The sequence below is a fragment of the Pandoraea terrae genome (genome assembly GCF_902459695.1).
In the GTDB taxonomy this organism is placed as follows: Bacteria; Pseudomonadota; Gammaproteobacteria; order Burkholderiales; family Burkholderiaceae; genus Pandoraea; species Pandoraea terrae.
In genome coordinates this window covers 268,981-292,601 of sequence record NZ_CABPRZ010000005.1, presented here as the reverse complement: position 1 = coordinate 292,601, position 23,621 = coordinate 268,981, and the positions used below count along the sequence as shown (strand labels likewise).

General features: G+C 64.2%; 25 protein-coding genes and 1 other RNA gene. 8 read left to right on the top strand and 18 right to left on the bottom strand.

The genetic code is table 11. The annotated features are described in order from the left end of the window. Positions 1 to 171: NAD(P)(+) transhydrogenase (Re/Si-specific) subunit beta (locus PTE30175_RS08450; protein ID WP_191628918.1), on the top strand; the 171-nt coding region annotated here is incomplete at its 5' end. 70 nt (positions 172 to 241) lie between these two features. Further along, a complete protein-coding gene (locus tag PTE30175_RS08445) occupies positions 242 to 1,003 on the top strand; it encodes a 5'-methylthioadenosine/adenosylhomocysteine nucleosidase (protein WP_150696619.1) in 762 nt (253 codons plus the stop codon). On the opposite strand, the gene PTE30175_RS08440 is transcribed toward PTE30175_RS08445, so the two are convergent. The 5 genes from PTE30175_RS08440 to edd all read right to left on the bottom strand — a co-directional run bounded on the left by PTE30175_RS08440 (position 969) and on the right by edd (position 7,045). Beyond that, positions 969 to 2,279, bottom strand: a complete 1,311-nt coding sequence (locus PTE30175_RS08440) for a THUMP domain-containing class I SAM-dependent RNA methyltransferase (protein WP_150696618.1) — start codon at positions 2,277 to 2,279, stop codon at positions 969 to 971. The genes PTE30175_RS08445 and PTE30175_RS08440 overlap by 35 nt on opposite strands. A 171-nt stretch (positions 2,280 to 2,450) precedes the next feature. Next, the gene (locus PTE30175_RS08435) at positions 2,451 to 2,987 is read right to left on the bottom strand and encodes a gluconokinase (RefSeq protein WP_150696617.1); all 537 of its coding nucleotides are present in this window, start codon (positions 2,985 to 2,987) and stop codon (positions 2,451 to 2,453) included. Between the two features lie 30 nt (positions 2,988 to 3,017). Beyond that, complete coding sequence (locus tag PTE30175_RS08430) at positions 3,018 to 4,376, bottom strand: GntT/GntP/DsdX family permease (RefSeq protein ID WP_150696616.1); 1,359 nt, start codon at positions 4,374 to 4,376, stop codon at positions 3,018 to 3,020. A gap of 113 nt (positions 4,377 to 4,489) precedes the next feature. Continuing rightward, complete coding sequence (eda, locus tag PTE30175_RS08425; RefSeq protein WP_150696615.1) at positions 4,490 to 5,116, bottom strand: bifunctional 4-hydroxy-2-oxoglutarate aldolase/2-dehydro-3-deoxy-phosphogluconate aldolase; 627 nt, start codon at positions 5,114 to 5,116, stop codon at positions 4,490 to 4,492. Between the two features lie 9 nt (positions 5,117 to 5,125). Then, positions 5,126 to 7,045: a phosphogluconate dehydratase gene (edd, locus tag PTE30175_RS08420; RefSeq protein ID WP_150696614.1), complete on the bottom strand. Its 1,920-nt coding sequence runs from the start codon at positions 7,043 to 7,045 to the stop codon at positions 5,126 to 5,128. Between the two features lie 340 nt (positions 7,046 to 7,385). Here edd and PTE30175_RS08415 point away from each other — a divergent pair, with 340 nt between their 5' ends. Continuing rightward, positions 7,386 to 8,231, top strand: a complete 846-nt coding sequence (locus tag PTE30175_RS08415; RefSeq protein ID WP_150696613.1) for an SIS domain-containing protein — start codon at positions 7,386 to 7,388, stop codon at positions 8,229 to 8,231. Between the two features lie 35 nt (positions 8,232 to 8,266). Here the strand turns inward: PTE30175_RS08415 and PTE30175_RS08410 are convergent, their stop codons facing one another. Together PTE30175_RS08410 and PTE30175_RS08405 are read right to left on the bottom strand one after the other, a co-directional pair. Beyond that, on the bottom strand, positions 8,267 to 8,872 hold the full coding sequence (locus tag PTE30175_RS08410) for a 2-hydroxychromene-2-carboxylate isomerase (protein WP_150696612.1): 606 nt from the start codon (positions 8,870 to 8,872) through the stop codon (positions 8,267 to 8,269). 58 nt (positions 8,873 to 8,930) lie between these two features. Then, positions 8,931 to 9,347 (bottom strand): CopD family protein, encoded by a 417-nt coding sequence (locus PTE30175_RS08405; RefSeq protein ID WP_150696638.1) that lies wholly within the window; start codon positions 9,345 to 9,347, stop codon positions 8,931 to 8,933. 217 nt (positions 9,348 to 9,564) lie between these two features. Between PTE30175_RS08405 and ruvC the strand changes: the two genes are divergently transcribed. Both ruvC and ruvB read left to right on the top strand, forming a co-directional pair. Next, positions 9,565 to 10,107, top strand: coding sequence for a crossover junction endodeoxyribonuclease RuvC (gene ruvC, locus PTE30175_RS08400; protein ID WP_150696611.1), 543 nt, complete (start codon positions 9,565 to 9,567; stop codon positions 10,105 to 10,107). Positions 10,108 to 10,139: 32 nt separating this feature from the next. Beyond that, entirely contained in the window at positions 10,140 to 11,204 is a 1,065-nt protein-coding gene (gene ruvB / locus PTE30175_RS08395) for a Holliday junction branch migration DNA helicase RuvB (protein ID WP_150696610.1), read from the top strand. Positions 11,205 to 11,266: 62 nt separating this feature from the next. Here the strand turns inward: ruvB and PTE30175_RS08390 are convergent, their stop codons facing one another. From PTE30175_RS08390 to tyrS, 4 genes are all read right to left on the bottom strand, one after another. After that, positions 11,267 to 12,001 (bottom strand): histidine phosphatase family protein, encoded by a 735-nt coding sequence (locus PTE30175_RS08390; protein ID WP_150696609.1) that lies wholly within the window; start codon positions 11,999 to 12,001, stop codon positions 11,267 to 11,269. Continuing rightward, positions 12,001 to 12,627, bottom strand: coding sequence for a YbhB/YbcL family Raf kinase inhibitor-like protein (locus PTE30175_RS08385; RefSeq protein ID WP_150696608.1), 627 nt, complete (start codon positions 12,625 to 12,627; stop codon positions 12,001 to 12,003). Before PTE30175_RS08385 ends, PTE30175_RS08390 begins: the two co-directional genes overlap by 1 nt. Before the next feature lie 72 nt (positions 12,628 to 12,699). Continuing rightward, complete coding sequence (gene dtd / locus PTE30175_RS08380; RefSeq protein ID WP_150696607.1) at positions 12,700 to 13,167, bottom strand: D-aminoacyl-tRNA deacylase; 468 nt, start codon at positions 13,165 to 13,167, stop codon at positions 12,700 to 12,702. 12 nt (positions 13,168 to 13,179) lie between these two features. Beyond that, the gene (gene tyrS, locus PTE30175_RS08375) at positions 13,180 to 14,424 is read right to left on the bottom strand and encodes a tyrosine--tRNA ligase (RefSeq protein ID WP_150696606.1); all 1,245 of its coding nucleotides are present in this window, start codon (positions 14,422 to 14,424) and stop codon (positions 13,180 to 13,182) included. 183 nt (positions 14,425 to 14,607) lie between these two features. Between tyrS and PTE30175_RS08370 the strand changes: the two genes are divergently transcribed. After that, positions 14,608 to 15,978, top strand: a complete 1,371-nt coding sequence (locus PTE30175_RS08370; RefSeq protein WP_150696605.1) for a M23 family metallopeptidase — start codon at positions 14,608 to 14,610, stop codon at positions 15,976 to 15,978. A gap of 135 nt (positions 15,979 to 16,113) precedes the next feature. Continuing rightward, positions 16,114 to 17,256: an anhydro-N-acetylmuramic acid kinase gene (locus PTE30175_RS08365; protein WP_150696604.1), complete on the top strand. Its 1,143-nt coding sequence runs from the start codon at positions 16,114 to 16,116 to the stop codon at positions 17,254 to 17,256. 184 nt (positions 17,257 to 17,440) lie between these two features. Here the strand turns inward: PTE30175_RS08365 and erpA are convergent, their stop codons facing one another. From erpA to rplM, 4 genes are all read right to left on the bottom strand, one after another. Beyond that, positions 17,441 to 17,806, bottom strand: coding sequence for an iron-sulfur cluster insertion protein ErpA (gene erpA, locus PTE30175_RS08360; protein ID WP_150696603.1), 366 nt, complete (start codon positions 17,804 to 17,806; stop codon positions 17,441 to 17,443). Positions 17,807 to 17,902: 96 nt separating this feature from the next. Beyond that, on the bottom strand, positions 17,903 to 18,946 hold the full coding sequence (argC, locus tag PTE30175_RS08355) for an N-acetyl-gamma-glutamyl-phosphate reductase (RefSeq protein ID WP_150696602.1): 1,044 nt from the start codon (positions 18,944 to 18,946) through the stop codon (positions 17,903 to 17,905). Between the two features lie 177 nt (positions 18,947 to 19,123). Next, the gene (rpsI, locus tag PTE30175_RS08350; RefSeq protein ID WP_150696601.1) at positions 19,124 to 19,519 is read right to left on the bottom strand and encodes a 30S ribosomal protein S9; all 396 of its coding nucleotides are present in this window, start codon (positions 19,517 to 19,519) and stop codon (positions 19,124 to 19,126) included. 9 nt (positions 19,520 to 19,528) lie between these two features. Continuing rightward, a complete protein-coding gene (gene rplM, locus PTE30175_RS08345) occupies positions 19,529 to 19,957 on the bottom strand; it encodes a 50S ribosomal protein L13 (protein WP_150696600.1) in 429 nt (142 codons plus the stop codon). Between the two features lie 746 nt (positions 19,958 to 20,703). On the opposite strand from rplM, the gene PTE30175_RS08340 reads away from it, so the two are divergent. Then, positions 20,704 to 21,126: an OsmC family protein gene (locus PTE30175_RS08340; RefSeq protein ID WP_150696599.1), complete on the top strand. Its 423-nt coding sequence runs from the start codon at positions 20,704 to 20,706 to the stop codon at positions 21,124 to 21,126. 53 nt (positions 21,127 to 21,179) lie between these two features. On the opposite strand, the gene rnpB is transcribed toward PTE30175_RS08340, so the two are convergent. The 3 genes from rnpB to pyrC form a co-directional block, all read right to left on the bottom strand. Continuing rightward, positions 21,180 to 21,588, bottom strand: an RNA gene (gene rnpB, locus PTE30175_RS08335) — RNase P RNA component class A. 12 nt (positions 21,589 to 21,600) lie between these two features. Then, the gene (locus PTE30175_RS08330) at positions 21,601 to 22,431 is read right to left on the bottom strand and encodes a DUF3025 domain-containing protein (RefSeq protein WP_224788648.1); all 831 of its coding nucleotides are present in this window, start codon (positions 22,429 to 22,431) and stop codon (positions 21,601 to 21,603) included. Beyond that, positions 22,428 to 23,465: a dihydroorotase gene (gene pyrC, locus PTE30175_RS08325; RefSeq protein ID WP_150696597.1), complete on the bottom strand. Its 1,038-nt coding sequence runs from the start codon at positions 23,463 to 23,465 to the stop codon at positions 22,428 to 22,430. Before pyrC ends, PTE30175_RS08330 begins: the two co-directional genes overlap by 4 nt. Between the last annotated feature and the right edge of the window lie 156 nt (positions 23,466 to 23,621).

Genomic DNA, 23,621 nt, shown 5'->3' with positions numbered 1-23,621 from the left:
GGCATGCCGATTCTCGAAGCCTACAAGGCCAAGACGATCATCGTGAACAAGCGCTCGATGGCCGCCGGCTACGCCGGGCTGGACAACGAACTGTTCTATCTCGACAAGACCATGATGGTGTTCGGCGACGCGAAGAAGGTCGTCGAGGATATGGTGAAGGCGGTCGACTGACGATAGCCGCGAGGATCATGAACGACGCGCGCTACAATGCCCGCGTCGTTCATTTTTCAAGGAATTCGTCATGACGCTCGGCATTGTCGCCGCTCTCCACGAAGAAATTGCCCAACTGCTCGGTGAAATGGCCCCTGGCGCGCACGTCGAGCGTATCGGCATGCGCGACTATCATGTCGGCCGGCTGCACGGTGAAGACTGTGTCGTCGTGCTCGCACGACTGGGCAAGGTGGCGGCAGCCGCCACGGCCACGGCATTGATCCACCAGTTCGGCGTCAAGGAAATCGTATTCACCGGCGTCGCGGGCGGTCTGGCGCATGGCCTGGCGATCGGCGACGTCGTCGTGGCCGATGCCCTGCTCCAGCATGACCTTGACGCACGCCCGTTCTTTCCCCTGCACGAAGTGCCGCTGCTGGGACAGGCGCGCTTTGCGACGCACCCCGCCCTGCGCGAAAATCTGGCCGAAGCCGCGCGCCGGTATCTGCAAACGGAGATGGCGGCCCAGGTTCCCGGCGACGTTCGCGCCGCATTCGGCCTGACCGTGCCACGCGTGCATCTCGGCCTGATCGCCAGTGGCGATCAGTTCATCGGCAGCGCCGCCAGGCTCGACGAACTCCGCGCGGCACTGCCCGACGCGCTCGCCGTGGAAATGGAAGGCGCGGCGCTCGCGCAGGTCTGCTTCGAATACGATGTACCGTGTGCCGTGCTACGAACGCTCTCGGACTCGGCAGACGATCACGCCCACGCCGATTTCCCGTTGTTCCTGCGCGCCGTCGCCAGCGCGTATTCCCACGGCATCATTCGCCACTTTCTGGCGCTGCGTCACCGGTAGCCGAATCGCCATTGCGCTTGCGCACGGCCCCGGCGATCAGGTCGAAACGGAACAGGCGGCATTCCAGCGCGCCGTTGAACAGCGGCGTGCGGCGCGATTCGCGCAGACGCAACTGCCCCGGCAGACTCATGTCCGTCGTCAGCAGGTATGCGCTCCAGCCGGTGAAGCGCTGTTTGAGCGTATCGCCGAACGCCCGGTAGAAATCGGCATCGAGCGTATCGGGACGGGCGCGTGAGAACTGGCCGCGGCCACCGTCGTCGTAATCCTCGTCCTCCGCAGCCCGCGACGGGCGGCGACCGCGCACCTCGATCCGCTCGCCATACGGCGGATTGGTCACGATGATGCCCGCGCCTTCGCACGGCGGCGTCATGTCGCGCGCGTCGACCTGCTTGAGGCCCACGTCGCCCACGCCCGCACGTTCGAGATTCGCACGCGCCTTGACCAGCATGTCGCCGGAAATATCGCTGCCGAAAATCGTATCGGGGACGCCACGGGCACGCGCATCGCGTTGGGCGTCCATCGCCGCGACCTTCAACGATTGCCACGCGGTGATGTCGTAGCCCTTGAGCTTCTCGAAGCCAAAGCGGCGATTGGCGCCCGGGGGCACCGCCAGCGCGATTTGCGCGGCTTCGGCCAGAAACGTGCCGCTGCCGCACATCGGATCGTACAGCGACAGGTTGGCCGCCGTATCGGCGCGCCATCCGGCGATGCGCAAAATCCCGGCGGCGAGATTCTCGCGCAGCGGCGCGGCGCCCTTGTCCAGTCGCCAGCCGCGCTTGAACAGCGCCTCGCCCGACGTATCGAGATACAGCGTCGCGTCCGTGGCGGTCAGGAAGGCGAACACGCGGACATCAGGCTGCGCGGTGTCGATATTGGGGCGCGCGCCGGTCTTCTCGCGCAGCCGGTCGCACACGGCATCCTTGATGCGCAGCGTGACGAACTCGAGACTGCGGACCGGCGCCTTGATCGCGGTGACGTCGATACGCAACGTCTGCTGGTACGAGAACCACTCCTCCCAGCGCTGCGTGACGGCGAAATCGTAGATGTCCTGCTCGCTGCGATAGCCTTGCGACGCCACCCTCAGCAGCACGCGGCTGGCGATGCGCGAATGCAGGTTCGCGGCGATGCCCGCTGCCCACGGTCCGGCGAAATGGACGCCGCCGGGCACTTGCTTGCCGACCGACAACGGCGCAAGCCGGCCGAGCTCCGCCAATTCGGCGGCGAGCGCCTCTTCCAGGCCACGCGGGCACGGCGCAAAGAAATCGAAGGAAGCCATAAGATGCGTTCAGCCCGTTCAGCCGATACGCACGCGCATCGGCAGGTTGAATAAAGCGCTATTGTACGCGTCTCGGCCGCCCAGACGCCGGACGCTGCGCCAAAACGACAAACGGCCTCGCTTGGAGGCCGTGTGACGAAGACAATGCCGGCCGGTTGCCGGCCCGCGCGATCAGGGCGAAGGCGAGATCCCGGCCGCCGCGGCGATGCCAGCGCCGCCCGGACACGCCGACAACTTGTGCAGCAGCGTCGCCACGATATGCTCCGGCGACTCCCGGATATCGATGACGAGCGCGTCGCGCGGCTCTTCCAGGGTTTCGAACTGACTTTGCAACAACACCGGATCGAAGAAATGCCCGGTGCGCGACGCCAACCGCTCGCCGATGACTTCCGCGCCGCCCTTCAGGTAGACGAACACCACATCGCCATCGTGGTCGCCGAGCACCTCGCGATACCGCTCGCGCAACGCCGAACACGCGAAGACATGATGCTGCCCCGCGGCGCGTCGCGCCACGATCGCGTCACGAATCGCCGCAAGCCAGGGCTTGCGGTCATCGTCGTTCAGCGCATGCCCGTGTTTCATCTTCTCGATATTGGCCGGACTGTGAAACTGGTCGGCATCGGAAAACCCGCAACCCAACCGGTCGGCGAGCTGTCGCCCGATGGTGCTCTTGCCACTGCCCGATACGCCCATCACCACCACGATCATGGCTCGCCTCCTCTTCTCTCTACTGTCTTCTTACACAACAACCACGGTCGAAAGCGCCAGCGTCAACAGCAGCGCCACGACCGAGATGATGGTTTCGCACACGGTCCAGGTCTTGAACGTCTGCGGCACCGTCATATTGAAATATTCCTTCACCAGCCAGAACCCGCCGTCATTGACGTGCGACAGGATCAGCGAGCCCGCGCCCGTCGCCAGCACCATCAATTCGGGGCGCGCCGTGCCGGCTGCTGCCGCGATCGGCGCCACGATGCCGCATGCGGTCGTCATCGCTACGGTCGCCGAGCCGGTGGCGATACGGATCAGCACGGCCACCAGCCAGCCCAGCAACAGCGGCGAAAGGTGGGCGTTTTGCGCCACTTCGACGATCGACTTCGAGACGCCGCTCTCCATCAGGATACGCCCAAACCCGCCGCCGGCGCCCACCACCAGCGTGATCGTGGCGATCGGTGCCAGACACTCGTTGGTGAACTTCAGGATCGCGTCGCGATTGAAGCCGCGGGCCTTCCCGAACGTATAGAAGCTGACGAGCGTGGCGATCAACAACGCCATCACCGAATTGCCGATCAGGCGCAGGAAATCATTGGCAAACGTCTTCGGTGCAACGATCAGGTCGGCCCAGCTGCCGATCAGCATCAGCAGCACCGGCAACAGGATGGTGAACAGCGTCACGCCGAAGCCCGGCAGATCGGCCTCGCCGCGCTCGGCTTCGACGAACTGCGCCAGCAGGGGATTGTCCGGATTCGGCACGACGTAGCGCGCCATCAGCTTCGCGAAGAGCGGACCGGCGATGGCCGCCGTCGGGATGCCGACGACCAGCGCGTACATGATCGTGTGACCGATGTCGGCGTTATAGGCCGTGACCGCCAGCAACGCCGCCGGATGCGGCGGGATCAGGCCGTGCACGACGGACAGGCCGGCGACCATCGGGATGCCGACGAGCACCATCGATGTTCCCGTGCGCTTGGCGACGTTGAACGCGATCGGGATCAGCAGCACAAAACCGACTTCAAAGAACACCGGAAGACCGACAATGAAGGCGATGACAACCATTGCCCAATGGACGTGCGTCTCGCCGAACACGCCGATCAGCGTGCGCGCGACGCGCTCAGCGCCACCCGATTCGGCCATCATCTTGCCCAACATGGTGCCGAGGCCCACGACCAGCGCGATGTGACCCAGGGTATTTCCGACGCCGGTTTCAAACGCCTTGACGATACTGCCCATCGGCATGCCGACGACCAAACCCAGCACCAGCGATACGACGATCAGCGTGATGAACGGACTGAGTTTGAATTTCGCGATCAGCAAAATCAGCGCGATAATCGCGACCAGCGCGTACACGAGCAGCAAGCTCCCTTGCACCGCAACCATGTTTATCTCCTCGGATTGATTTTAACTACGGGCTTTTGCCCTTTTTGAATCCTCCGGCCGCCCGATATTCGTAGCGCGCGGCCGGCCATGCCCTGTGCCGTTCGACGTATCGCTCAGCCGCGCGGCAAGACGCTCGCCGCCTTGGCCAGACGCGTGATGGCGGCCCAATCGCCGGCGTCGACCAGCGGCTTGGGCGTGAGCCACGATCCGCCGACGCACACCACGTTCGCCAAGGCCAGATAAGAGGGTGCCGATTCGGCGCTGATGCCGCCCGTCGGGCAAAACCTGATATTGCCGAACGGCCCCTTCAGCGCCTTCAACATCGGCACGCCACCCGACGGTTCCGCCGGAAAGAATTTCACGGTTTCATAACCCGCAGCCATCGCTTCGAGAATCTCCGACGGCGTCGCCACGCCGGGCAACAACGGCAGTCCGGCGGCCTTTGCGGCAGCGCCGAGCGCCGGCGTAAAGCCCGGCGAGACGCCGAAGCGCGCGCCGGCGGCCACGGCCTGCGCCATTTCCTCGGGACGCGTCAGGGTGCCGACGCCGACAATCAATTCGTTCGACAGCCCGGCGACATGCTTGATGACGGCCATCGCGGCAGGCGTGCGAAGCGTGATCTCAAGGACGCGCACGCCGCCGGCGAGCAGCGCCTTCGCCACGTTTTCGCCCTGCGCCACCGTGTCGAATTGGAGAACGGGGATGACGGGTCCGTCGCTTACGATGTCATGGATATCCATCTCGAGTCCTTAGCGTGCGGCGCCTGCGCCGCGATGAGATTGCACAAAATCAGCCGGCGCGGGTGACTGCACGGCATCGGCGCCTTGCGCAGCATCTTCCGTGACATCGTTGAAGAACACCGAGGCGCCGGCCTCGGCCACGCCCACGGCGGCACGCATCATGCCGAACAACAACCGGCCGGTGTCATCGCCCGCCGGCATGACCGCAGCGCCTTCCCGCGCGTTCCAGACGGCAGCCGGCACCTGCGCCTCCAGCGTGCCGCGCACCGCATCCAGCACAATCTCGTCGCCGTCGCGCACTTTCGCGAGCGGTCCGCCCAGTGCGGCCTCTGGCGACACATGAATCACCGCCGGCACCTTGCCCGACGCGCCCGACATGCGCCCGTCGGTCACCAGCGCGACCTGAAAGCCGGCGTCCTGCAGCGAGCCGAGCAGCGGCGTCAAACGATGCAGCTCCGGCATGCCGTTCGCGCTCGGTCCCTGGCCGCGCAGCACAACGATCACGTCACGCTGCAACTCGCCCGCATCGAACGCGGCCTGTACCGCTTCCTGCGACGCGAAAACGCGCGCGGCCGCCTTGACTTGACGGTGTTGCGGCGCCACCGCCGACACCTTGATCACGCCGCGGCCAAGGTTGCCCTGCATCAGGCGCAACCCGCCGTCCGCCGCAAATGGTTCGGCGTACGAGCGCAAAACGTCACGATCACCACTGTAGGCGCTCCCGGCGCGCCACGCCAGTCCTCCTTCGGGTCCGGTCAACGCCGGTTCGTCGCGATAGCGCGACAAGCCGGGGCCTGCGTTTGTCATCACGTCGTCATGCAACATTCCGGCATCGAGCAATTCGCCAATGAGGAACGCCATGCCGCCGGCCGCGTGGAAGTGGTTGACGTCCGCACGGCCGTTCGGATAAACCCGCGCCATCAGGGGCACGACCGCCGACAGCGCGTCGAAATCGTCCCAGTCGATGATCACGCCGGCCGCACGGGCCATCGCCACGAGATGCAACGTGTGATTGGTCGAGCCCCCCGTCGCGAGCAAGCCCACGATGCCGTTGACAACCGCCTTTTCGTCGACGATCCGGCCGATCGGCGTGTAGGCGTCGCCGCTGGCGCCGATCGCCACGACACGCGCCACGGCCGCATCCGTCAGCGCGTCGCGCAACGGGGTATCCGGATGGATGAACGCGGCGCCGGGCAAATGCAGGCCCATGATTTCCATCAGGAGCTGGTTGCTGTTGGCAGTGCCGTAGAAGGTACAAGTGCCCACGCCATGGTAGGCGCGCGATTCGGCTTCGAGCAGCGCATCACGGCCGACCAGGCCGGTCGCATATTGCTGGCGGATCTTGGCCTTCTCATCGTTCGACAGCCCGCTCGTCATCGGACCGGCAGGCACGAAGATCGTCGGCAGATGACCGAATTGCAGCGCGCCGATCACGAGGCCCGGCACGATCTTGTCGCACACGCCGAGCATCAGCGCGCCGTCGAACATATTGTGCGAGAGGGCTACGGCCGTGCTCATTGCGATGACTTCGCGCGAGAACAGCGACAGTTCCATCCCGGCGTTGCCTTGCGTGATGCCGTCACACATGGCCGGCACGCCCCCGGCCACCTGCGCCGTAGCGCCGGCGGCGCGCGAGGCGGCGCGGATACGTTGCGGATAGGTCTCGTACGGCTGGTGCGCCGACAGCATGTCGTTGTACGCGGTCACGATGCCGATATTCGGCTGACGCTGGCTGCGGATCACGAGCTTGTCGTCGGCCGGCATTGCAGCAAAGCCGTGGGCCAGGTTGGCGCACGACAGCGCCGTGCGTTGCGGGAACTGTCCGCGTGCGGCATCAAGGCGTGCCAGATAGGCGTCGCGCGTCGCGCGGCTGCGCGATGCAATGCGCGCGGTCACAGCCGCCAGGGTCGAATGCAGGGGCGTCGTCATGCCATCGAGTCCGTAAGAAGGGGGCGCCCCGCTCGGACGGATCATCCCGGCCGCCTTGAGGCAATTCGGAGCGGAGTTTAGTAGAAAATCTACATGCCTTCAATCAGAAATGCGCAGAAGCTCGGGTTTTACCCAATGATTTCGGGGTTATATTGCAAACTATTGTACATTGTGAAAACAAAAACCGTAATATGGAAACCTGATTTCTTGTAGTTTTTGTACATTTTTATCTGCATTTCGACCGTGTCAGGTGAGCGATCGCGGCGCGGATGCTATAGTGGGCGCGACGTCCCGGCCGATACCCTGCCGCGAAGTGACGTCCTCCGTTCCGTTTTCCGACATGCTGACCAGAATCGAAGCCACGTTGGCGCAATTGCGCCCTTCCGAACGCAAGCTCGCGACCTATGTTCTCGACGTTCCGCGCGAGGTCGTCGATTTGTCGATGAACGCGCTGGCCGAGCGCGCGGGCGTCAGCCAGCCGACCATCGCACGGTTCTGCATGGCGGTCGGGTGCAGCGGATTCCGGGAGTTCAAGATTCGCCTGGCGCAGAGCATTGCGCAGGGTGTGCCGTTCGTGCATCGTGACGTGCGCCCCGATGAGCCGGTGTCGGGCATCGCGGGCAAGGTGCTGGACCGCACCATCGGCAGCCTCATGCAGGTGCGCAACAATCTGTCGCCGGACAGCATCGGCGCGGCCATCGACCGGCTGGCACATGCCAACCGCATCGAGTTTTACGGCGCGGGCGCATCGGGGATTGCCGCGCTCGACATGCAGCACAAGTTCTTCCGCCTGGGCATTCCAGCGGTTGCGTACAACGACCCGCACGTCTACGGCATGTCGGCGGCCCTGCTGCGCGAAGGCGACTGTGTTGTCGCGATCTCGAACACAGGCCGCAGCCAGGACGTTCTCGAAGCCGCACAACTCGCGCGCGACGCCGGCGCGACTGTCATTGCCATCACACACAGCAATTCGCCGCTGGCGCGACTGGCCAGCATCGCGCTGTTCGCCGACGTCGACGAGGACACCGACGTGTATTCGCCGCTCACCTCGCGCATTGCGCATCTGGCCATCGGCGACGTGCTCGCCGTCGGCGTCGCATTGCGCCTGGGCACGCGCCTGCCCAAGCAATTGGCGCGCGCCAAGGAAGTCATCAACCGGCGCCGTACGGAAACGGCGCCGCGCTGAGGGTGCTGTCGGCGGGCTATTAGCGTGAACAGGCCCTAGGCGGCCGCGAATGCGCGGCCGAGGAACTCCAGGCGATCCTGGCCCCAGTACGGTTCGCCCTCGAACTGGAACCACGGGGCGCCGAACACCTGATAGCCGATCGCTTCCTGAGTGTTCTGGTCGAGCGTCGCCTGCACGTTCGCGCCTTCGGACGCCTTCACCAGTGCCGCCCCGTCCATGCCGAGCCCCGTCGCCAGCCTCGCGAGCGTGGCCTCATCGGCAATGTTCTTTTCGTCAGCCCACAAGGCTCCCGAGATCGCGCCGACAAGGTCGAGCGCGCGCTCGGTGCCGTGCGCGAGTTGCGCGGCAATGATCAACTTGCACGCCGGATCGGCGGCGACTGGAAAGTACTTCGGCTGCAGGTTCAACGGCAAGCCGAGATAACGCGACCATCGCGCCAGTTCCACCAGCCGGTACGCCTGCCGCTGCGGCGCGCGTTGCGCAAGCGGCAGCCCGCCAGACGTCGCGAAGACTTTCGCGAGATCCATCGGCTTCAACTGGATTTGTACACCATGTGCGCGCGCCAGTTCGCGGAAACGGGCGTGGCCCAAATAGACGAACGGCGACGGGGGAGAGATAAAGTAGTCGCAGGTCTTGCTCACGCGAAACTCCGAATCGTTGGGGAAATGAACGATGCACGGGTCATGGCCGCAGTCGTGCTCAGAATGGCTTGACGACCGCCAGAATCACCGCGGCCAACAAGCCCAGCACGGGGAATTCGTTGAAGAACCGGTACCAGCGGTGCGAACGGGTATTGCGGCCGGCCTCGAATTTGCGCAGCAGGCTGCCGCACGCGTGGTGATAGCCGATCAGCAGCACCACGACGAACAGCTTGGCATGCAGCCAGCCGCCCTGGCGGCCGATGCCGTAATACAACCACAGGATCAAGCCGAAGACGACGGCCGGCACCGACAGCACCGACATGAACCGGTACAGCTTGCGTGCCATCAGCAGCAAGCGCCCGGCCGATGCCGGGTCCGTCTCCATCGCCAGGTTGACGAAGATACGCGGTAGATAGAACAGTCCCGCGAACCACGAGACGACGAAAACGATATGGAAAGCCTTGATCCAGAGCATGGCAACCGTCTTGATGAGGACAGCGAGCAATGTACCTCAAAACGGCGCGTGCGGCAGGCGTCGCGCCGCGCGGCAAATTGGCGCGCTCGGCATTCCGTGCAGCCGCGGTGCCGGCGGGTGTGCCAGAATACGCCCCTGTATGCCCGCTGTTCGTCCGACTTTCGTTTCCCGCCCTGGCCCGGTTTCTGCCGTCGCCTCGGCGCCACCCGGCATCCGCATGAAAATTCTAGGTATCGACCCCGGCCTGCGCGTCACCGGCTTCGGCGTGCTGGAGAAGCATGGCAATCGTCTGCAATACGTGACGAGTGGCGTGATTCGTTCCGGCGACGGCACCCTGCCGGAGCGGCTGAAAGTCATCTTCGAGGGGATCAGCGAACTCGTCGGCCTGCATCGGCCGGATCAGGCCGCCGTCGAGAAGGTGTTCGTGAACGTTAACCCGCAATCGACACTGCTGCTCGGCCAGGCACGCGGTGCGGCGCTATGCGCCTTGTCCGTGGGCGGCTTACCCGTGTTCGAATACACCGCGCTGCAGTTGAAGCTAGCCGTGGTCGGTTATGGCCGGGCACGCAAGGAACAGGTGCAGGAAATGGTCACGCGCCTGCTCAGCCTGTCCGGCACCCCGAGCACCGACGCTGCCGACGCGCTCGGTGTCGCGATCTGCCATGCCCACAGCGGCGAAATTCTCTCGACCGTCAGCGGCCTGGCGCCGACGCTGGCCGCCAAAGGGCTGCGCGTGCGGCGCGGCCGGCTGGTCGGTTAGGCCGCCACCGACCAAAGCGATACAATGCGGACATGATCGAAACCGACAAACTCGCCGCCGAGCGCATCATTGCGCCGACGCCAGCCTCGCCCAACGAGGAAGCCTTCGAGCGCGCGTTGCGCCCCAAGTTGCTCGACGAATACGTCGGCCAGCGCAAGGTACGCGAACAGCTCGAAATCTTCATCGCCGCCGCATCGAAGCGCGCCGAGCCTCTCGACCACGTGCTGCTGTTCGGCCCGCCCGGGCTCGGCAAAACCACGCTGGCGCACATCATCGCGCGCGAAATGGGCGTGCATTTGCGCCAGACGTCCGGCCCGGTGCTGGAACGTCCGGGCGACCTGGCCGCGCTCCTGACCAACCTTGAAGCCAACGATGTCCTGTTCATCGATGAAATCCACCGGCTCTCGCCGGTTGTCGAGGAAATCCTGTATCCGGCGCTCGAGGATTACCAGATCGACATCATGATCGGCGAAGGACCGGCGGCGCGCAGCGTCAAGCTGGATTTGCAGCCGTTCACGCTGATCGGCGCGACCACGCGCGCGGGCATGCTGACCAACCCGCTGCGCGACCGTTTCGGCATTGTCGCGCGACTCGAATTCTATTCGGCCGACGAACTCGCCGGCATCGTGCGCCGGTCGGCGAAACTGCTGGGCGCGGTCATCGCAGACGACGGTGCATTCGAGATCGCCCGCCGCGCGCGCGGCACGCCGCGTATCGCGAACCGCCTGCTGCGGCGCGTGCGCGACTACGCGGAAGTGAAAGCCGACGGCCGGATCACGGCCGCCGTAGCCGATGCCGCGCTGTCCATGCTCGATGTCGATCCGGTCGGCTTCGACCTGATGGATCGCAAGCTCCTCGAGGCCGTGCTGCACAAGTTCGACGGCGGCCCGGTCGGCGTGGACAACCTCGCCGCGGCGATCAGCGAAGAGCGCGATACGATTGAAGACGTGATCGAGCCATACTTGATTCAGCAGGGCTTTTTACAACGGACACCGCGCGGACGCGTGGCCACGATGCTCGCCTATCGCCACTTCGGCCTGAGCGCGCCCGGTTCCGCGCCGGACGCGCAGGAACTGTGGTCGCCAAGCGGCAAATGATGTATGTCTGCCGGGCCGCGCTGCGCTGACAAGCGGCGCGCGCGCCGTGCCCGTCCAATCGCTCAAACGACCCGAGGATCGACGCGATCGGCGGGCGTTGCCAACGGCGCGAACGATTGCCCATGCGCCGCGCCGTCGGAACGGTCGTTGCTTTCGTCACGCCCCCCTGCCGCGAGATGCGAGACGTCGCCCCAAGACCGCACGTGCCAGCTCGTTCCGTCGAACTCCAGACGATTCACGCTCGCATTGAGCAGCGGATAGGTGCGCGGCTCGGACAGCGCGAGGTTCGTGGCCAGGCGATAGAAACAGTCGAGCACGCCGCCATGCGCGACGAGGGCCACGCGCAAGCCCTGGTAATGACGCACGAGAAAATCCGCATACGCCGTCACCCGCGTATAAAAGCCTGTCAGCGACTCGCCGCCGGGAATCACGAAGTCGGGATCGCGGCTCTGCCAATGCGCATACGCCTCGGCATGCTGCGCCTTGATCTCGTCGACGACGAGCGTTTCGAACACGCCGTAGCTTCGCTCGCGCAGACGCTCCGTACATTCAACCGTCAAACCGCACGCGCGCGCCACGGGCTCGGCGGTCTGCGCGGCACGCATGAGGTCGCTCGACAGCACGCGGTCGAAGACGCTGCCGTGCGTGGCGACGTCATGCGCGATCCGCGCGCCAAGCTGCCCGGCTTGCCGCACGCCCTCCTCCGACAACGGGATATCGGTATGCCCCTGGATGCGCTTGGCGCGGTTCCAGTCGGTTTCGCCGTGACGAATCAGGGTCAGGGACGTGCGCGTCATCAGGCCAACTTCGGATTGAGGGTATAGGTGCCGGTCCAGGCCGCCTCGGCGAGCACGTGGCCCTGTATCGCGGCGCGCACCTGATGCCCGTCGAACCGGCCGTCGAGCGGCACACGCGGAATGTCGAGCGCGTAGAGGGTGAACACGTAGCGATGAACGATCGTGTCGTTCCACGGCGGGCACGGACCGTCGTAGCCGTAGTAGTCGCCCTTCATCGACTCGTCCGACGCAAACCAGGCAGTGTAATCGTTGATGCCGTGACGCAGGCCATCGAGTGCGTCCGGGCCGTATTTGCCGCGCGGCGTCACACCGTTGCTGTGGCTCGCCGCCGGAATTTCGGCGACGGCGGCGGGCACATCGACCAGCACCCAGTGGAAAAAATCCACGCGTGGCAGGTCGGCCGGCACTTCGCGGCCTTCCTTGTTGACGTCGTCGCCACGGCTGGGCACATCGGTATCATGGCAGGTGACGACGAACGATTGCGTGCCGGCGGGAACGTCTTCCCACATGAAATGCGGGTTCTTGTTGGTCGACAGGACCACATGGGCGGCAGCGTCGGGCTTGCCGAAGGCGAATTCCTCCGGAATCGCGCCGTTATCGGCGAACGAATCACTCCAAAGCTTCATCAGATTCTCCCTTCAAGACTTCGAACATGGGTAGGTGACACCGTCGAACCCGCAGCCAAACCCGCAGCCGTATCACGCAGCGTTGGGGCGGGTCTGCAGCCAGAACGTGACGGGACCGTCGTTGATGAGGGCGACCCTCATTTCGGCGCCAAACTCGCCGGTGGCCACGCCCGGATGACGATGGCGCGCCTGCGCGACAAAGTGGTCGAACAGGCGGCGACCGTCGGCCGGTGCCGCAGCCGGCGTAAAGCTCGGGCGCATGCCGCTATTGGTGTCGGCGGCCAGCGTGAACTGCGACACGAGCAGCAATTCGCCCGCACGCCCTTCGCCGTCGATATTCGCGACGCTCAGGTTCATCTTGCCCTGAGCGTCGGAAAACACGCGATAGCCTAACAGCTTGGTGAGAAGTTTGTCGGCACTCGCCTCGGTGTCGCCTCGCTCGGCGCACACGAACGCAAGCAACCCGGGGCCGATCGCCCCCGTGACCCGGCCGTCAACCGTGACGCTGGCCTCCAGCACCCGCTGGATCAGGGCAATCATCGCAGCCCCGGCTTACGCCAGGATGACACGCGCGAATTTGCGCTTGCCGACCTGAACCACGTAGGTGCCGGCTTCGAGCTTGAGGCCCTTGTCCGAAATGCTGCCGCCATCGACGCGCACGCCGCCCTGCTCGATGTTGCGCATGGCTTCGGACGTCGACGGGGCGAGACCGGCTTGCTTGAGCACCTGGCCGATCGCCAGCGGCGCGCCCGTCAGCGACACTTCGGGAATGTCGTCCGGCACGCCGCCCCGGGCACGGTTGTCGAAATCCTCGAGCGCGCGCTCGGCGTCGGCCTGCGAATGGAAACGCGCCACGATTTCCTGCGCGAGCAGCACCTTGACTTCCTTCGGGTTGCGCCCGGACTCGACCGAACGGGCCAGTTCGGCGATCTCGTCCATCGAACGGAACGACAGCAGCTCGTAGTAGCGCCACATCAGATCGTCGGAAATGCTCATCAGCTTGCCGAACATGTCGCTCGGCTTTTCACTGATGCCGATGTAATTGCCCTTCGACTTCGACATCTTCTCGACGCCGTCGATGCCTTCGAGCAGCGGCATCGTGAGAATGCACTGCGGCGCCTGGCCATACTGCTTCTGCAACTCGCGGCCGACCAGCAGGTTGAATTTCTGGTCGGTGCCGCCCAGTTCGAGATCGGATTCGAGCGCGACGGAATCGTAGCCCTGCATCAGCGGGTACAGGAATTCGTGGATCGAGATCGGCACGCCGCCCTGGAAGCGCTTGGTGAAATCCTCTCGCTCCAGCATGCGCGCCATGGTGTAGCGCGATGCAAGCTTGATCATGCCGTCGGCGCCGAGCTTCATCGACCATTCGCTGTTATAGCGAATTTCGGTCTTCTCCCGGTCGAGAACGAGCGCTGCCTGCTCGAAATAGGTTTTGGCGTTCGCCTCGATCTGCTCGCTGGTTAGCGGCGGGCGCGTGCTGTTGCGGCCCGACGGATCGCCGATGAGCGAGGTGAAGTCGCCAATCAGGAAAATCACGGTATGACCGAGATCCTGGAGCTGGCGCATCTTGTTGAGCACCACCGTGTGACCAATGTGGATGTCCGGCGCCGTCGGATCGAGACCCAGCTTGATGCGCAGCGGCTTGCCCGTTGCCTCGCTCCGGGCCAGCTTCTGCAGGAACTCTTCCTCCACCAGCAGCTCGTCGCAACCGCGTTTCGCCACGGCCAGCGCGGCCCGCGCAGCGTCGGTGACGGGATAGGTCCTGCTCGGGGTTAGTGTGTGTTCACTCGTCATAACTTCTCGGTCCAGACTACATCGGGAGTATTCCCAAGCGGGAGGGCGTCACACAACTGCTATAATCACGCCCAAACTCTCGGCTCGGGCCGAAGCGACACTGCTGGTGAATTGCCGGTGGGCAAACCAGAAGCGCGTCGCATCGCCCGGGCTTTTTCCGTAATAAGCGCAGAATTTTACGTGATGTGGCCAAAACTCCGTGATTTTTTTGCGCGCGAACTGCTGATTCTGATTGATCCCACGCAAGCCAAGCACCGCAAACGCAAGGTGCAAATCGTGGCGACGGTCGGCTCGGCCCTGACGTTGGGAATGGTCACCGCCTTTGGCGTAGCGCCCATGGTGCCGGATTCTGTCCGTGCCGGCGCGAGCGTGACGCTGCCGCTGACCTTCCCCGACCTGGCCAAACAAATCGAGCAACTCGACGCGCATTCCGAAACCTTCGTGCAACAGGTCGCCTTGCGGCGTGGCGAAACGCTCGATGACCTGCTGGCGCGGCTTTCCATCCGCGATGCGGCTGCCCAGCGCTTCATCCGAGACAACGCCGTCGCGCGCCGCCTGATCGGCATCCCGGCCGGCCAGGTGGTGCAGGCCGAGACTGACGGCGCCGGCAAGCTCCTATCGCTTTCGACCGTCCTGTCGACGGGCGCGGCCAACGCGCAGCAGCTCGTGCTCGAGCGCAATGACGCGGGCGTCCTTCGCGCGCGCGTCGACACCTTGCCCAACGACACCGAATGGGCGATGCGCTCGGGCGGGATCAGCGGCAACTTTTTCAGCGCAATGGACGACGCGGGCGTACCTGACGCCGTGGTCGCCCAGATGGTCAACATCTTCTCGGGTGTCATCAATTTCCAGCGCGACGTGAGCCGCGGCGACCGTTTCCGCCTCGTCTACGAAAACATCGTGCAGCAGGACCGCACCGTGCGTGCCGGCCGCGTGCTGGCGGTGGAGTTCATCAATCGCGGCAAGACCTACCAGGCGATCTGGTATGCCGAGCCGGGCGGCAACAGTGACGGCGCGTACTACGGCTTCGACGGCCGCAACCTGAAGCAGGCCTTCCTGCGCACGCCCGTCGAATTCTCGCGCATTTCGTCGGCTTTCGGCGGCCGTGAGCACCCGTTTGCGCACCGGTGGAAGCAGCACAATGGGGTCGATCTGGCCGCACCGATCGGCACGCGCGTTTTCGCCGCCGGCGACGGTGTCATCAGCTTTGTCGGCAAGCAGAGCGGCTACGGCAATCTGATCATGATCGACCACGCGGGCGATTACCAGACCCGCTACGCCCATCTGTCGGCTTTCGGGCCGGCCATACGCGCCGGCACGCGCGTGACGCAGGGCCAGGCGATCGGCTACGTGGGGCAGACGGGCTGGGCCACCGGGCCGCACCTGCACTACGAACTGCGCTACAAGGATCAGCCGCGCGATCCGTTTTCTACGGACGTCGCCGCGGTGGCGCCGCTGTCGGGCGCGCGGCTGAAGTTGTTCGACATGTACGCCGCCAACCTGCTCAAGCGCATCGATCTGATGCGAACCGTGCAAGTCGCCCAGCGCGACTGATTTACCGAAGGCCTGTTCACAGGCGCTGGCGCCGCATTGCCGGCGCCCGCGCCGATGCGTCATACTTTGGCGGCGTGATGCCCGCGACGGGTTTGTCGGCGGGCATCGCACCCCTGAAGACTTCGACGCCCCCACATGACCGATACCCTTTCGCCCGCCACCGGTCGCCGCGACCGTTTCATTGGCCTGATGTCCGGCACGAGCCTCGACGGCGTCGACGGCGTCCTGGTGGACGCCCAGAGCCGGCAAGTCCTCGCGCAAGCCTACGTCAGCTTCGGCCCTGAACTTCGGGACACCCTGATGGGGCTGCAGGCGCCCGGCGACAATGAAATTCATCGGGAAGCGCTGGCCGCCAATGCGCTGGCCCGGCACTACGCAGCGTGCGTCGCCCAGTTGCTGGCCCAAAGCGGCCTGTCTGCCGCCGACGTGCTGGCCATCGGCGCCCACGGGCAGACGATCCGGCATCGGCCCGGCGAATTCGACGGCGTCGGCTACACCCGCCAACTGAACAATCCCGCGCTGATCGCGGAGCTGACCGGCATCGACGTGGTCGCCGACCTGCGCTCGCGCGACGTCATGGCGGGCGGACAGGGCGCGCCGCTCGTGCCCGCCTACCATCACGCCGTGTTCAGTTCTCCGGCGCAGACGCGCGTCATCTGCAATCTCGGCGGCATCAGCAATATCACGATCCTGCCGTCGGCGGCATCGAATCGGCCGGTGACCGGCTTCGATTGCGGACCCGGCAATGCCCTGCTCGACGGATGGGCCGCACGCCACCTGCAGCAGCCGTTCGACGACGGCGGCCGGTGGGGTGCCGGCGGGCACGCCGACGACGCCCTGCTCACCGCGCTGCTGGCCGAGCCGTATTTCGCCGCCCCGCCCCCGAAGAGCACTGGCCGCGACCTGTTTCACGACCAATGGCTGGCTCGACGCCTGAGCGGGTTCGCCCACGTGAGCGCCGTGGATGTCCAGGCCACGCTGGTAGCGCTCACCGCGCAATGCATTGCCGCAGAAGTGAAGCGTCACGCGCCCGATTGCCGCGCGCTATACGCTTGTGGCGGCGGCACCCGCAACCTTGCCTTGATGGACGCATTGGCGCAGCGCCTGCCCGGCGTCTCGGTCGCCACGACCGACGCGCTCGACGTACCGCCGAATCAGGTTGAAGCCCTGGCGTTCGCATGGCTGGCCCAACGTTGCGTGCGGCGTGAGCCGGGCAACCTGCCCGCCGTAACGGGCGCCAACGGCCTGCGCGTGCTCGGAGCGATATATCCACGCTGACCCGAGCGCAGCGCCTTGGGCGGGATGTACGCACGCTGGCGGGGCGATACCGAGGCGCCGGCGGGGAGCGACACATCCCGGTCGATTGCGCCCAAGGCATAAAAAAAGGACCCTGACGGGTCCTTTTCCACGACGGCCTCGCTACGGCCGAACGGATGTCCGGCGCGCCGCGAATCGCGCGTTGTCAGACAGAGAACGACGAACCGCAACCACAGGTCGTGGTGGCGTTCGGATTCTTGATGACGAACTGCGCGCCATTGATGTCTTCCTTGTAATCGATCTCGGCGCCGACCAGGTACTGGTAGCTCATCGAGTCGATCAGGAGCGACACGCCGTTCTTGTCGAGCACGGTGTCGTCTTCATTCACGTCTTCGTCAAATGTGAAGCCGTATTGAAAACCCGAGCAACCGCCGCCCTGCACGAAAACGCGCAGTTTCAGCTCGGCATTGCCTTCTTCGTCGATCAATTGCTTGACCTTTTCGGCCGCGCTGTCGGTAAACACCAGCGGCGACGGCATTTCGGTGACGGCAGCCTCAAGCGGTGCGTTCATCGTAACTCTCCAAGATTCTGTTCGGTACCATTCTAGACGCTATTCCAAAATCGTGCCGAACGTCGGCAAATCAAGAGGATAGCGCCGGAAATATCCTTACGGCATGACCGGGATATGGGTCAGCCCCGTGTCTTCCGGCAAGCCGAACATCAGATTCATACACTGCACGCCCTGACCGGACGCGCCCTTGACCAGATTGTCCTCGACCACGAGGATCACCAGCGTGTCGCCGCCGCCCGGGCGATGCACGGCCACACGCACGTAATTCGACGCACGCACCCAGCGTGTCTCCGGCATGGTGCCGGCCGGCAGGACATCGACGAACGGCTCGTTGGCAAAATACTGCTCGAACAGCGCCTGGAAGTCGGTATCGCGCGCTTCGGGCAGGATCGTCGCATAGAGCGTCGAATGAATGCCGCGAATCGTCGGCAGCAGGTGCGGCACGAATGTCAGGCCGATGTCATAGCCCGCGATGGCTTCGAGCCCCTGCTTGATTTCCGGCTGATGACGATGGCCCGCGACGCCATAGGCCTTGAAATTGTCGTAGCTCTCGGCCAGGATCAGCGAGGTCTCCGCCTTGCGGCCGGCGCCCGAAGCACCCGACTTCGCATCGGCGATCAGGTGCAGCGGATCAACCAGCTTGCGGCCGCCGGCGAACAGCGGTGCATAACCCAGCTGGACCGAAGTCGGATAGCAGCCCGGCAAGCCGACCACGCGCGCCGTCTTGATCTTTTCACGGTTGACTTCCGGCAGGCCGTACACGGCCTCGGCCAGAATTTCGGGGCAGGAATGCGGCATGCCGTACCACTTCTGGAACACCTCGGTGTCTTTCAGGCGGAAGTCCGCGGCAAGGTCGATCACGCGCACGCCGGCGGCCAGCAACTCGGGGGTTTGTGCCATGGCCACGCCATGCGGAGTGGCGAAGAAGACGACGTCGCAATCCGTCAGGCTGGCGTCATCGGGTGTCGTGAACGACAGATCGACGCGGCCGCGCAGGTTCGGATACAGATCCGCGACCGGCAAACCGGCCTCCTTGCGCGAGGTAATCGCGTGCAGGCGCACTTGCGGGTGCTGCGCCAGAAGCCGGAGCAATTCCACACCGGTGTAACCGGTGCCGCCTACGATGCCTACCTTGACCATTTCCAACCCCTCTATACCGGAAACGCGATTCTATCAAGCTTCCGCGGCAAACGTGGGATACCTCCCGGTGCCGCGAATGAAAACCCTCGGGCGCATATCGCACGAAACATAAGAAAAGGCCGCACAAGGCGGCCTTTTCTGCTCTGCTTGCGCAGAAGCGAGCCAGTACTCGCGCGATTAACGCTTCGAGAACTGTTTACGACGGCGGGCTTTGTGGAAGCCAACCTTCTTACGCTCGACTTCACGTGCGTCACGCGTCACCAGACCTGCCGTCGACAGCGCCGGCTTGAGGGTCGCGTCATAGTCGATCAGGGCGCGCGTGATACCGTGGCGCACTGCACCGGCTTGGCCCGTCTCACCGCCACCCGACACGTTGACCTTGATGTCGAACGTAACAGCGTGGTTGGTCAGTTCCAGCGGCTGACGAACAATCATCAGCGACGTTTCGCGAGCAAAGTACTCGCTAATCGGCTTGCCATTGACGACGATGTCGCCCTTGCCAGCCTTGATGAACACACGAGCCACAGCGCTCTTGCGGCGGCCGGTGCCGTAATTCCAATCGTTTTTGAACATGGCTGGCCCTTAGATCTCGAGCGACTTCGGTTGTTGCGCTTCATGCGGATGATTGCCGTCGGCGTACACCTTCAGCTTCTTGATCATCGCATAGCCCAACGGACCCTTCGGCAGCATGCCCTTCACGGCTTTCTCGAGCGCGCGGCCCGGGAAACGCTCTTGCATCTTGCCAAACGTGGTTTCGTAGATACCGCCCGGGTAACCCGTGTGACGGTAGTACTTCTTGTCGGTCTGCTTCGCGCCCGTCACCTTGAGCTTGGCGGCGTTGACGATGATGATGTAATCACCGGTATCAACGTGGGGCGTGAATTCAGGTTTATGCTTGCCGCGGAGACGGCGTGCCACTTCGCTGGCGACACGGCCGAGGACTTTGTCCGTCGCGTCAATCACAAACCAATCGCGCGTCACCTCATGCGGCTTTGCGGAAAAGGTCTTCATGATCGATCCAAAATAAATACTTGCCCAATAGACAACAACTTCCTGCTTGTCATGCCGGCCGCGTCCTAACCCCCTGATCGCTCATCGGTTGGCGCATTCCTGTGCTTGCAGGCTCTCCCTGAAACTTTTTCCGCGGGCAATTCCGGAAAAGCCGTTGATTATACAGATAAAACCGCCCCCCGGTAAACGATCGTCCGGGAACCGCCGAGGCGCAGGGCGGAAAACAGCCCGATTCCGGTATCCCGGCACACTCGATGCGACCCGCATCGGCCGCCCAGGCCCGCCCCGGCTCGCTTTTTCACGCGCACAAAAAAAACCCGAACCTTGGAGGGTCCGGGTTAAATCCACCAAAGGAGGAGGGTGGAGGAGACAACTGCAGATTGCTGTGAAGCACAACAACCAATGACCAAAGTTTAGCAAAGCGGTTGGTGCGTTGCAAGAAAATTTACAGTGCGAAATCATATACCACAATACGAAATTTGTAAGCCCGTCGTCAGAATGATGTTTACCCGTTAAATATCAGTGAGTTACCTTGATGTTGCACCAAAAATACGGCCTTGCGTTAGACGAATCCCTCAAAAATTGGGGGAAATCCCAGTCAAACGCGGGTCAAAAAAGCGCCAATATTGCATCGCAACATCGCAACGAAGCGGTCCCGATGTCGGCGGGTGCAGGACAACGTCGTACGCACGATTACGGAACCCGCTACAATTTTTGTTTGAATCAAGAATCCGGGGTAGGGAAAAATGGAATGCAAGGTGAGCTGGATGGGCCAGGACGGCATGGCGTTCGTGGCGCAGACGGGAAGCGGTCATATGGTCGCCATGGACGGCGCGCCCGAAGGCGGCGGCAATAACCAGGCGCCGCGGCCGATGGAGATGGTCCTCGTCGGCACCGGCGGATGTACCGCCTATGACGTCGTAATGATCCTCAAGAAGAGCCGGCAGGAAGTTACCGACTGCAGCGTCACGCTGAAAGCCGAGCGCGCCAGCGAAGATCCGAAAGTGTTCACCAAGGTCCACTTCCACTTCAAGGTCACCGGCAGGAATTTGAGCCCGAGCACGGTCGAGCGCGCCATCAACCTGTCGCACGACAAGTACTGCTCCGCGTCCATCATGCTCGCCAAGACGGCCGAGCTCACGCACGACTTCGAGATCGTCGAAATCTGAGCCCTCATCGCCGGCATAAAAAAAGGATCCCCGAGGGGATCCTTTCGGAAACATCGCAGAGCCGGCCGATAAGCCGGATTCTGTGACCCCGGCCGAAACCGGGGCTGACAGTCATTCCTCTAGGCGACGCATCTCTGCGCCGCTCAAGCTTCCTACCCGCAGGCTCCCGGGGGCCCCGTTGCCGGCGCACGCACGAGGCGCGCGCCAATCACCTGCCTATTTGGAATTGCTCCGGGTGGAGGTTACCGTGCCGTGTGCGTTACCGCACGCCGCGGTGCGCTCTTACCGCACCGTTTCACCCTTACCTGATCCATCCGGCTTGCGCCGGAGGCCATCGGCGGTCTGTTCTCTGTGGCCCTGTTCCGCGTGTTGCCACGGATGGCCGTTAGCCATCACCCTGCCCTGTGGAGTCCGGACTTTCCTCCCCCTCCTTTCGAAGGCGGCGACTGTCTGGCCGACTCTGCGGCCCGAAGTTTAGCATGCTGCGACGCGCCGGCGGCGTCCGGGACGAAAAACCGCGGTATCCGCATAGAATTCCGGTGCATCGTTATCCTGACACCATCCGGGCACGCCCAGCACCGGCAACGGCGCAAAATCATGGCTGGTGAATGGCGCGTGGGCCAGCGCACGCGTGAGTTGCGCGTCGAGCCACGCACAGCGCTCGCTGCGAGGCCACTCGAAGTACGCGCGGTCTACCGGCACGATCCACGCGTGAGCCGTCACCGATTTGTACGGCGTCACCAACTTTTCGAGCAGCGCATGGCCGAATCCGGCCACCTCGGTCGCCCTGCCCCACGCCTGCCTGCGCGCAAGGAAAAGCGTTGACCAGTCGAATCCGCGCAGGGCGTCGGCCAGCGCCGGGTCTGCCGTCACGAAAAGCGCCGCATTCTCGTCGAACAGCGTCGCCGCATCGCGCAGCGAACCTCGCGTCGCGCCGATCCCGTCGGCTGCAATCGCCGCCGCCTGACGCGCATTTAGCGCCGCCTTGGCGCGCGGAAACGTCAGCCAGATCAGCGCATTGAAGAAGTCATGAAGATTGTCGCGCGTGGGCACGCAGCCCGTCGCCGCAATGAAAGCTTCATACGACTCGCCGCACGGCAACGCAGACTGCGGCACGAAGCGCAGCGGCAGCCCCGCCGCGGTCGTGATGCCACGGCTGGCGGCGGCGCGGCACAAGCCGGCGCGCCAATCGTCCGCCGACGACGCTGCCTGTCCGGCCGCGGCCACGTCGGCGAACCAGGGGCGCGACCAGTCGATCGCAGGAAACGGCGGCGCATGGGACGCCACCGCGAGGCCCGCTGTCACGCCTTGAGTTTCCAGCTGATCGTTTCGCCGCCGCGCAGCGGCACCAGGGTTGTGTCGCCCATCGGCAGTTCCGCCGGCAGTTGCCAGTCTTCACGCACCAGCGTGATCTTGCCGGTGTTGCGAGGCAGGCCGTAGAAATCCGGACCGTGGAAGCTGGCAAACCCTTCGAGCTTGTCGAGCGCACCTGCCTGATCGAAGGCTTCGGCATAAAGTTCGACCGCGTGCAACGCCGTGTAGCAGCCGGCACAACCGCAGGCATGCTCCTTGAGGCCACGCGGATGCGGTGCGCTGTCGGTGCCGAGGAAGAAGCGCGGGTTGCCCGACGTGGCGGCCGCGACGAGCGCCACCCGGTGAATCTCGCGCTTGAGCACCGGCAGGCAGTAGTAATGCGGACGAATCCCACCGGTGAAGATTGCGTTGCGGTTGTACAGCAGGTGATGGGCGGTGATCGTTGCGCCCACCGGGCCCTCGGACTGCGCCACGTATTGCGCGGCATCCTTCGTCGTGATGTGTTCGAACACGACCTTCAGCGCCGGGAAATCTCGGCGCAGCGGGATCATGACCTGATCGATGAAGACCTTTTCGCGGTCGAAGATGTCGATGGCAGGGTCCGTCACTTCACCGTGGACCAGCAGCGGCATGCCGACGTCCTGCATGGCTTCGAGCGCTGCGCGGCACTTGGCCAGGTCGGTGACGCCAGCATCCGAGTTGGTCGTGGCGCCGGCCGGATAGAGCTTGACGCCATGGACGAAGCCCGACGCCTTGGCGCGGCGAATTTCGTCGGCTGGCGTATTGTCGGTCAGGTACAGCGTCATCAGCGGCTCGAACGTGTTGCCGGCCGGGCGAGCCTCCAGAATCCGCGCGCGGTAGGCTTCGGCCTGCGACGTCGTGGTAACGGGCGGCTTGAGGTTCGGCATGATGATCGCGCGGCCGAATTGGCGGGCGGTATCGGGCAGCACAGCCTGCATGACGGCGCCGTCGCGCACGTGCAGATGCCAATCGTCGGGACGGGTAAGAGTCAGTTCGGTGGTCATGATCGTTTCGGGGGCAGCGGCCGGGGCAATGGGACTGAATGCAGCAAGGATGCAACAACGCCCGGCGGACTTTGTGTCCGGAATATACGGCGGGGTCCGCCGGTGCTATGCTTGTTCAACCCCTATTGTACCGGTTGCGGCGTCCGACACGACCCC

Excerpts from the sequence above, each read along its gene's own strand:
- ruvB (WP_150696610.1), top strand. The coding sequence starts at position 10,140 with ATGATCGAAACCGACAAACTCGCCGCCGAGCGCATCATTGCGCCGACG.
- PTE30175_RS08340 (WP_150696599.1), top strand. The coding sequence starts at position 20,704 with ATGGAATGCAAGGTGAGCTGGATGGGCCAGGACGGCATGGCGTTCGTG.
- eda (WP_150696615.1), bottom strand. The coding sequence starts at position 5,116 with ATGGATATCCATGACATCGTAAGCGACGGACCCGTCATCCCCGTTCTC.
- tyrS (WP_150696606.1), bottom strand. The coding sequence starts at position 14,424 with ATGACGAGTGAACACACACTAACCCCGAGCAGGACCTATCCCGTCACC.
- pyrC (WP_150696597.1), bottom strand. The coding sequence starts at position 23,465 with ATGACCACCGAACTGACTCTTACCCGTCCCGACGATTGGCATCTGCAC.
- PTE30175_RS08365 (WP_150696604.1), top strand. The coding sequence starts at position 16,114 with ATGACCGATACCCTTTCGCCCGCCACCGGTCGCCGCGACCGTTTCATT.
- PTE30175_RS08445 (WP_150696619.1), top strand. The coding sequence starts at position 242 with ATGACGCTCGGCATTGTCGCCGCTCTCCACGAAGAAATTGCCCAACTG.
- PTE30175_RS08415 (WP_150696613.1), top strand. The coding sequence starts at position 7,386 with ATGCTGACCAGAATCGAAGCCACGTTGGCGCAATTGCGCCCTTCCGAA.
- PTE30175_RS08430 (WP_150696616.1), bottom strand. The coding sequence starts at position 4,376 with ATGGTTGCGGTGCAAGGGAGCTTGCTGCTCGTGTACGCGCTGGTCGCG.
- rplM (WP_150696600.1), bottom strand. The coding sequence starts at position 19,957 with ATGAAGACCTTTTCCGCAAAGCCGCATGAGGTGACGCGCGATTGGTTT.
- argC (WP_150696602.1), bottom strand. The coding sequence starts at position 18,946 with ATGGTCAAGGTAGGCATCGTAGGCGGCACCGGTTACACCGGTGTGGAA.
- PTE30175_RS08370 (WP_150696605.1), top strand. The coding sequence starts at position 14,608 with ATGTGGCCAAAACTCCGTGATTTTTTTGCGCGCGAACTGCTGATTCTG.
- edd (WP_150696614.1), bottom strand. The coding sequence starts at position 7,045 with ATGACGACGCCCCTGCATTCGACCCTGGCGGCTGTGACCGCGCGCATT.
- erpA (WP_150696603.1), bottom strand. The coding sequence starts at position 17,806 with ATGAACGCACCGCTTGAGGCTGCCGTCACCGAAATGCCGTCGCCGCTG.
- PTE30175_RS08385 (WP_150696608.1), bottom strand. The coding sequence starts at position 12,627 with ATGAAGCTTTGGAGTGATTCGTTCGCCGATAACGGCGCGATTCCGGAG.
- PTE30175_RS08405 (WP_150696638.1), bottom strand. The coding sequence starts at position 9,347 with ATGCTCTGGATCAAGGCTTTCCATATCGTTTTCGTCGTCTCGTGGTTC.
- PTE30175_RS08390 (WP_150696609.1), bottom strand. The coding sequence starts at position 12,001 with ATGACGCGCACGTCCCTGACCCTGATTCGTCACGGCGAAACCGACTGG.
- dtd (WP_150696607.1), bottom strand. The coding sequence starts at position 13,167 with ATGATTGCCCTGATCCAGCGGGTGCTGGAGGCCAGCGTCACGGTTGAC.
- PTE30175_RS08440 (WP_150696618.1), bottom strand. The coding sequence starts at position 2,279 with ATGGCTTCCTTCGATTTCTTTGCGCCGTGCCCGCGTGGCCTGGAAGAG.
- PTE30175_RS08435 (WP_150696617.1), bottom strand. The coding sequence starts at position 2,987 with ATGATCGTGGTGGTGATGGGCGTATCGGGCAGTGGCAAGAGCACCATC.
- rpsI (WP_150696601.1), bottom strand. The coding sequence starts at position 19,519 with ATGTTCAAAAACGATTGGAATTACGGCACCGGCCGCCGCAAGAGCGCT.
- ruvC (WP_150696611.1), top strand. The coding sequence starts at position 9,565 with ATGAAAATTCTAGGTATCGACCCCGGCCTGCGCGTCACCGGCTTCGGC.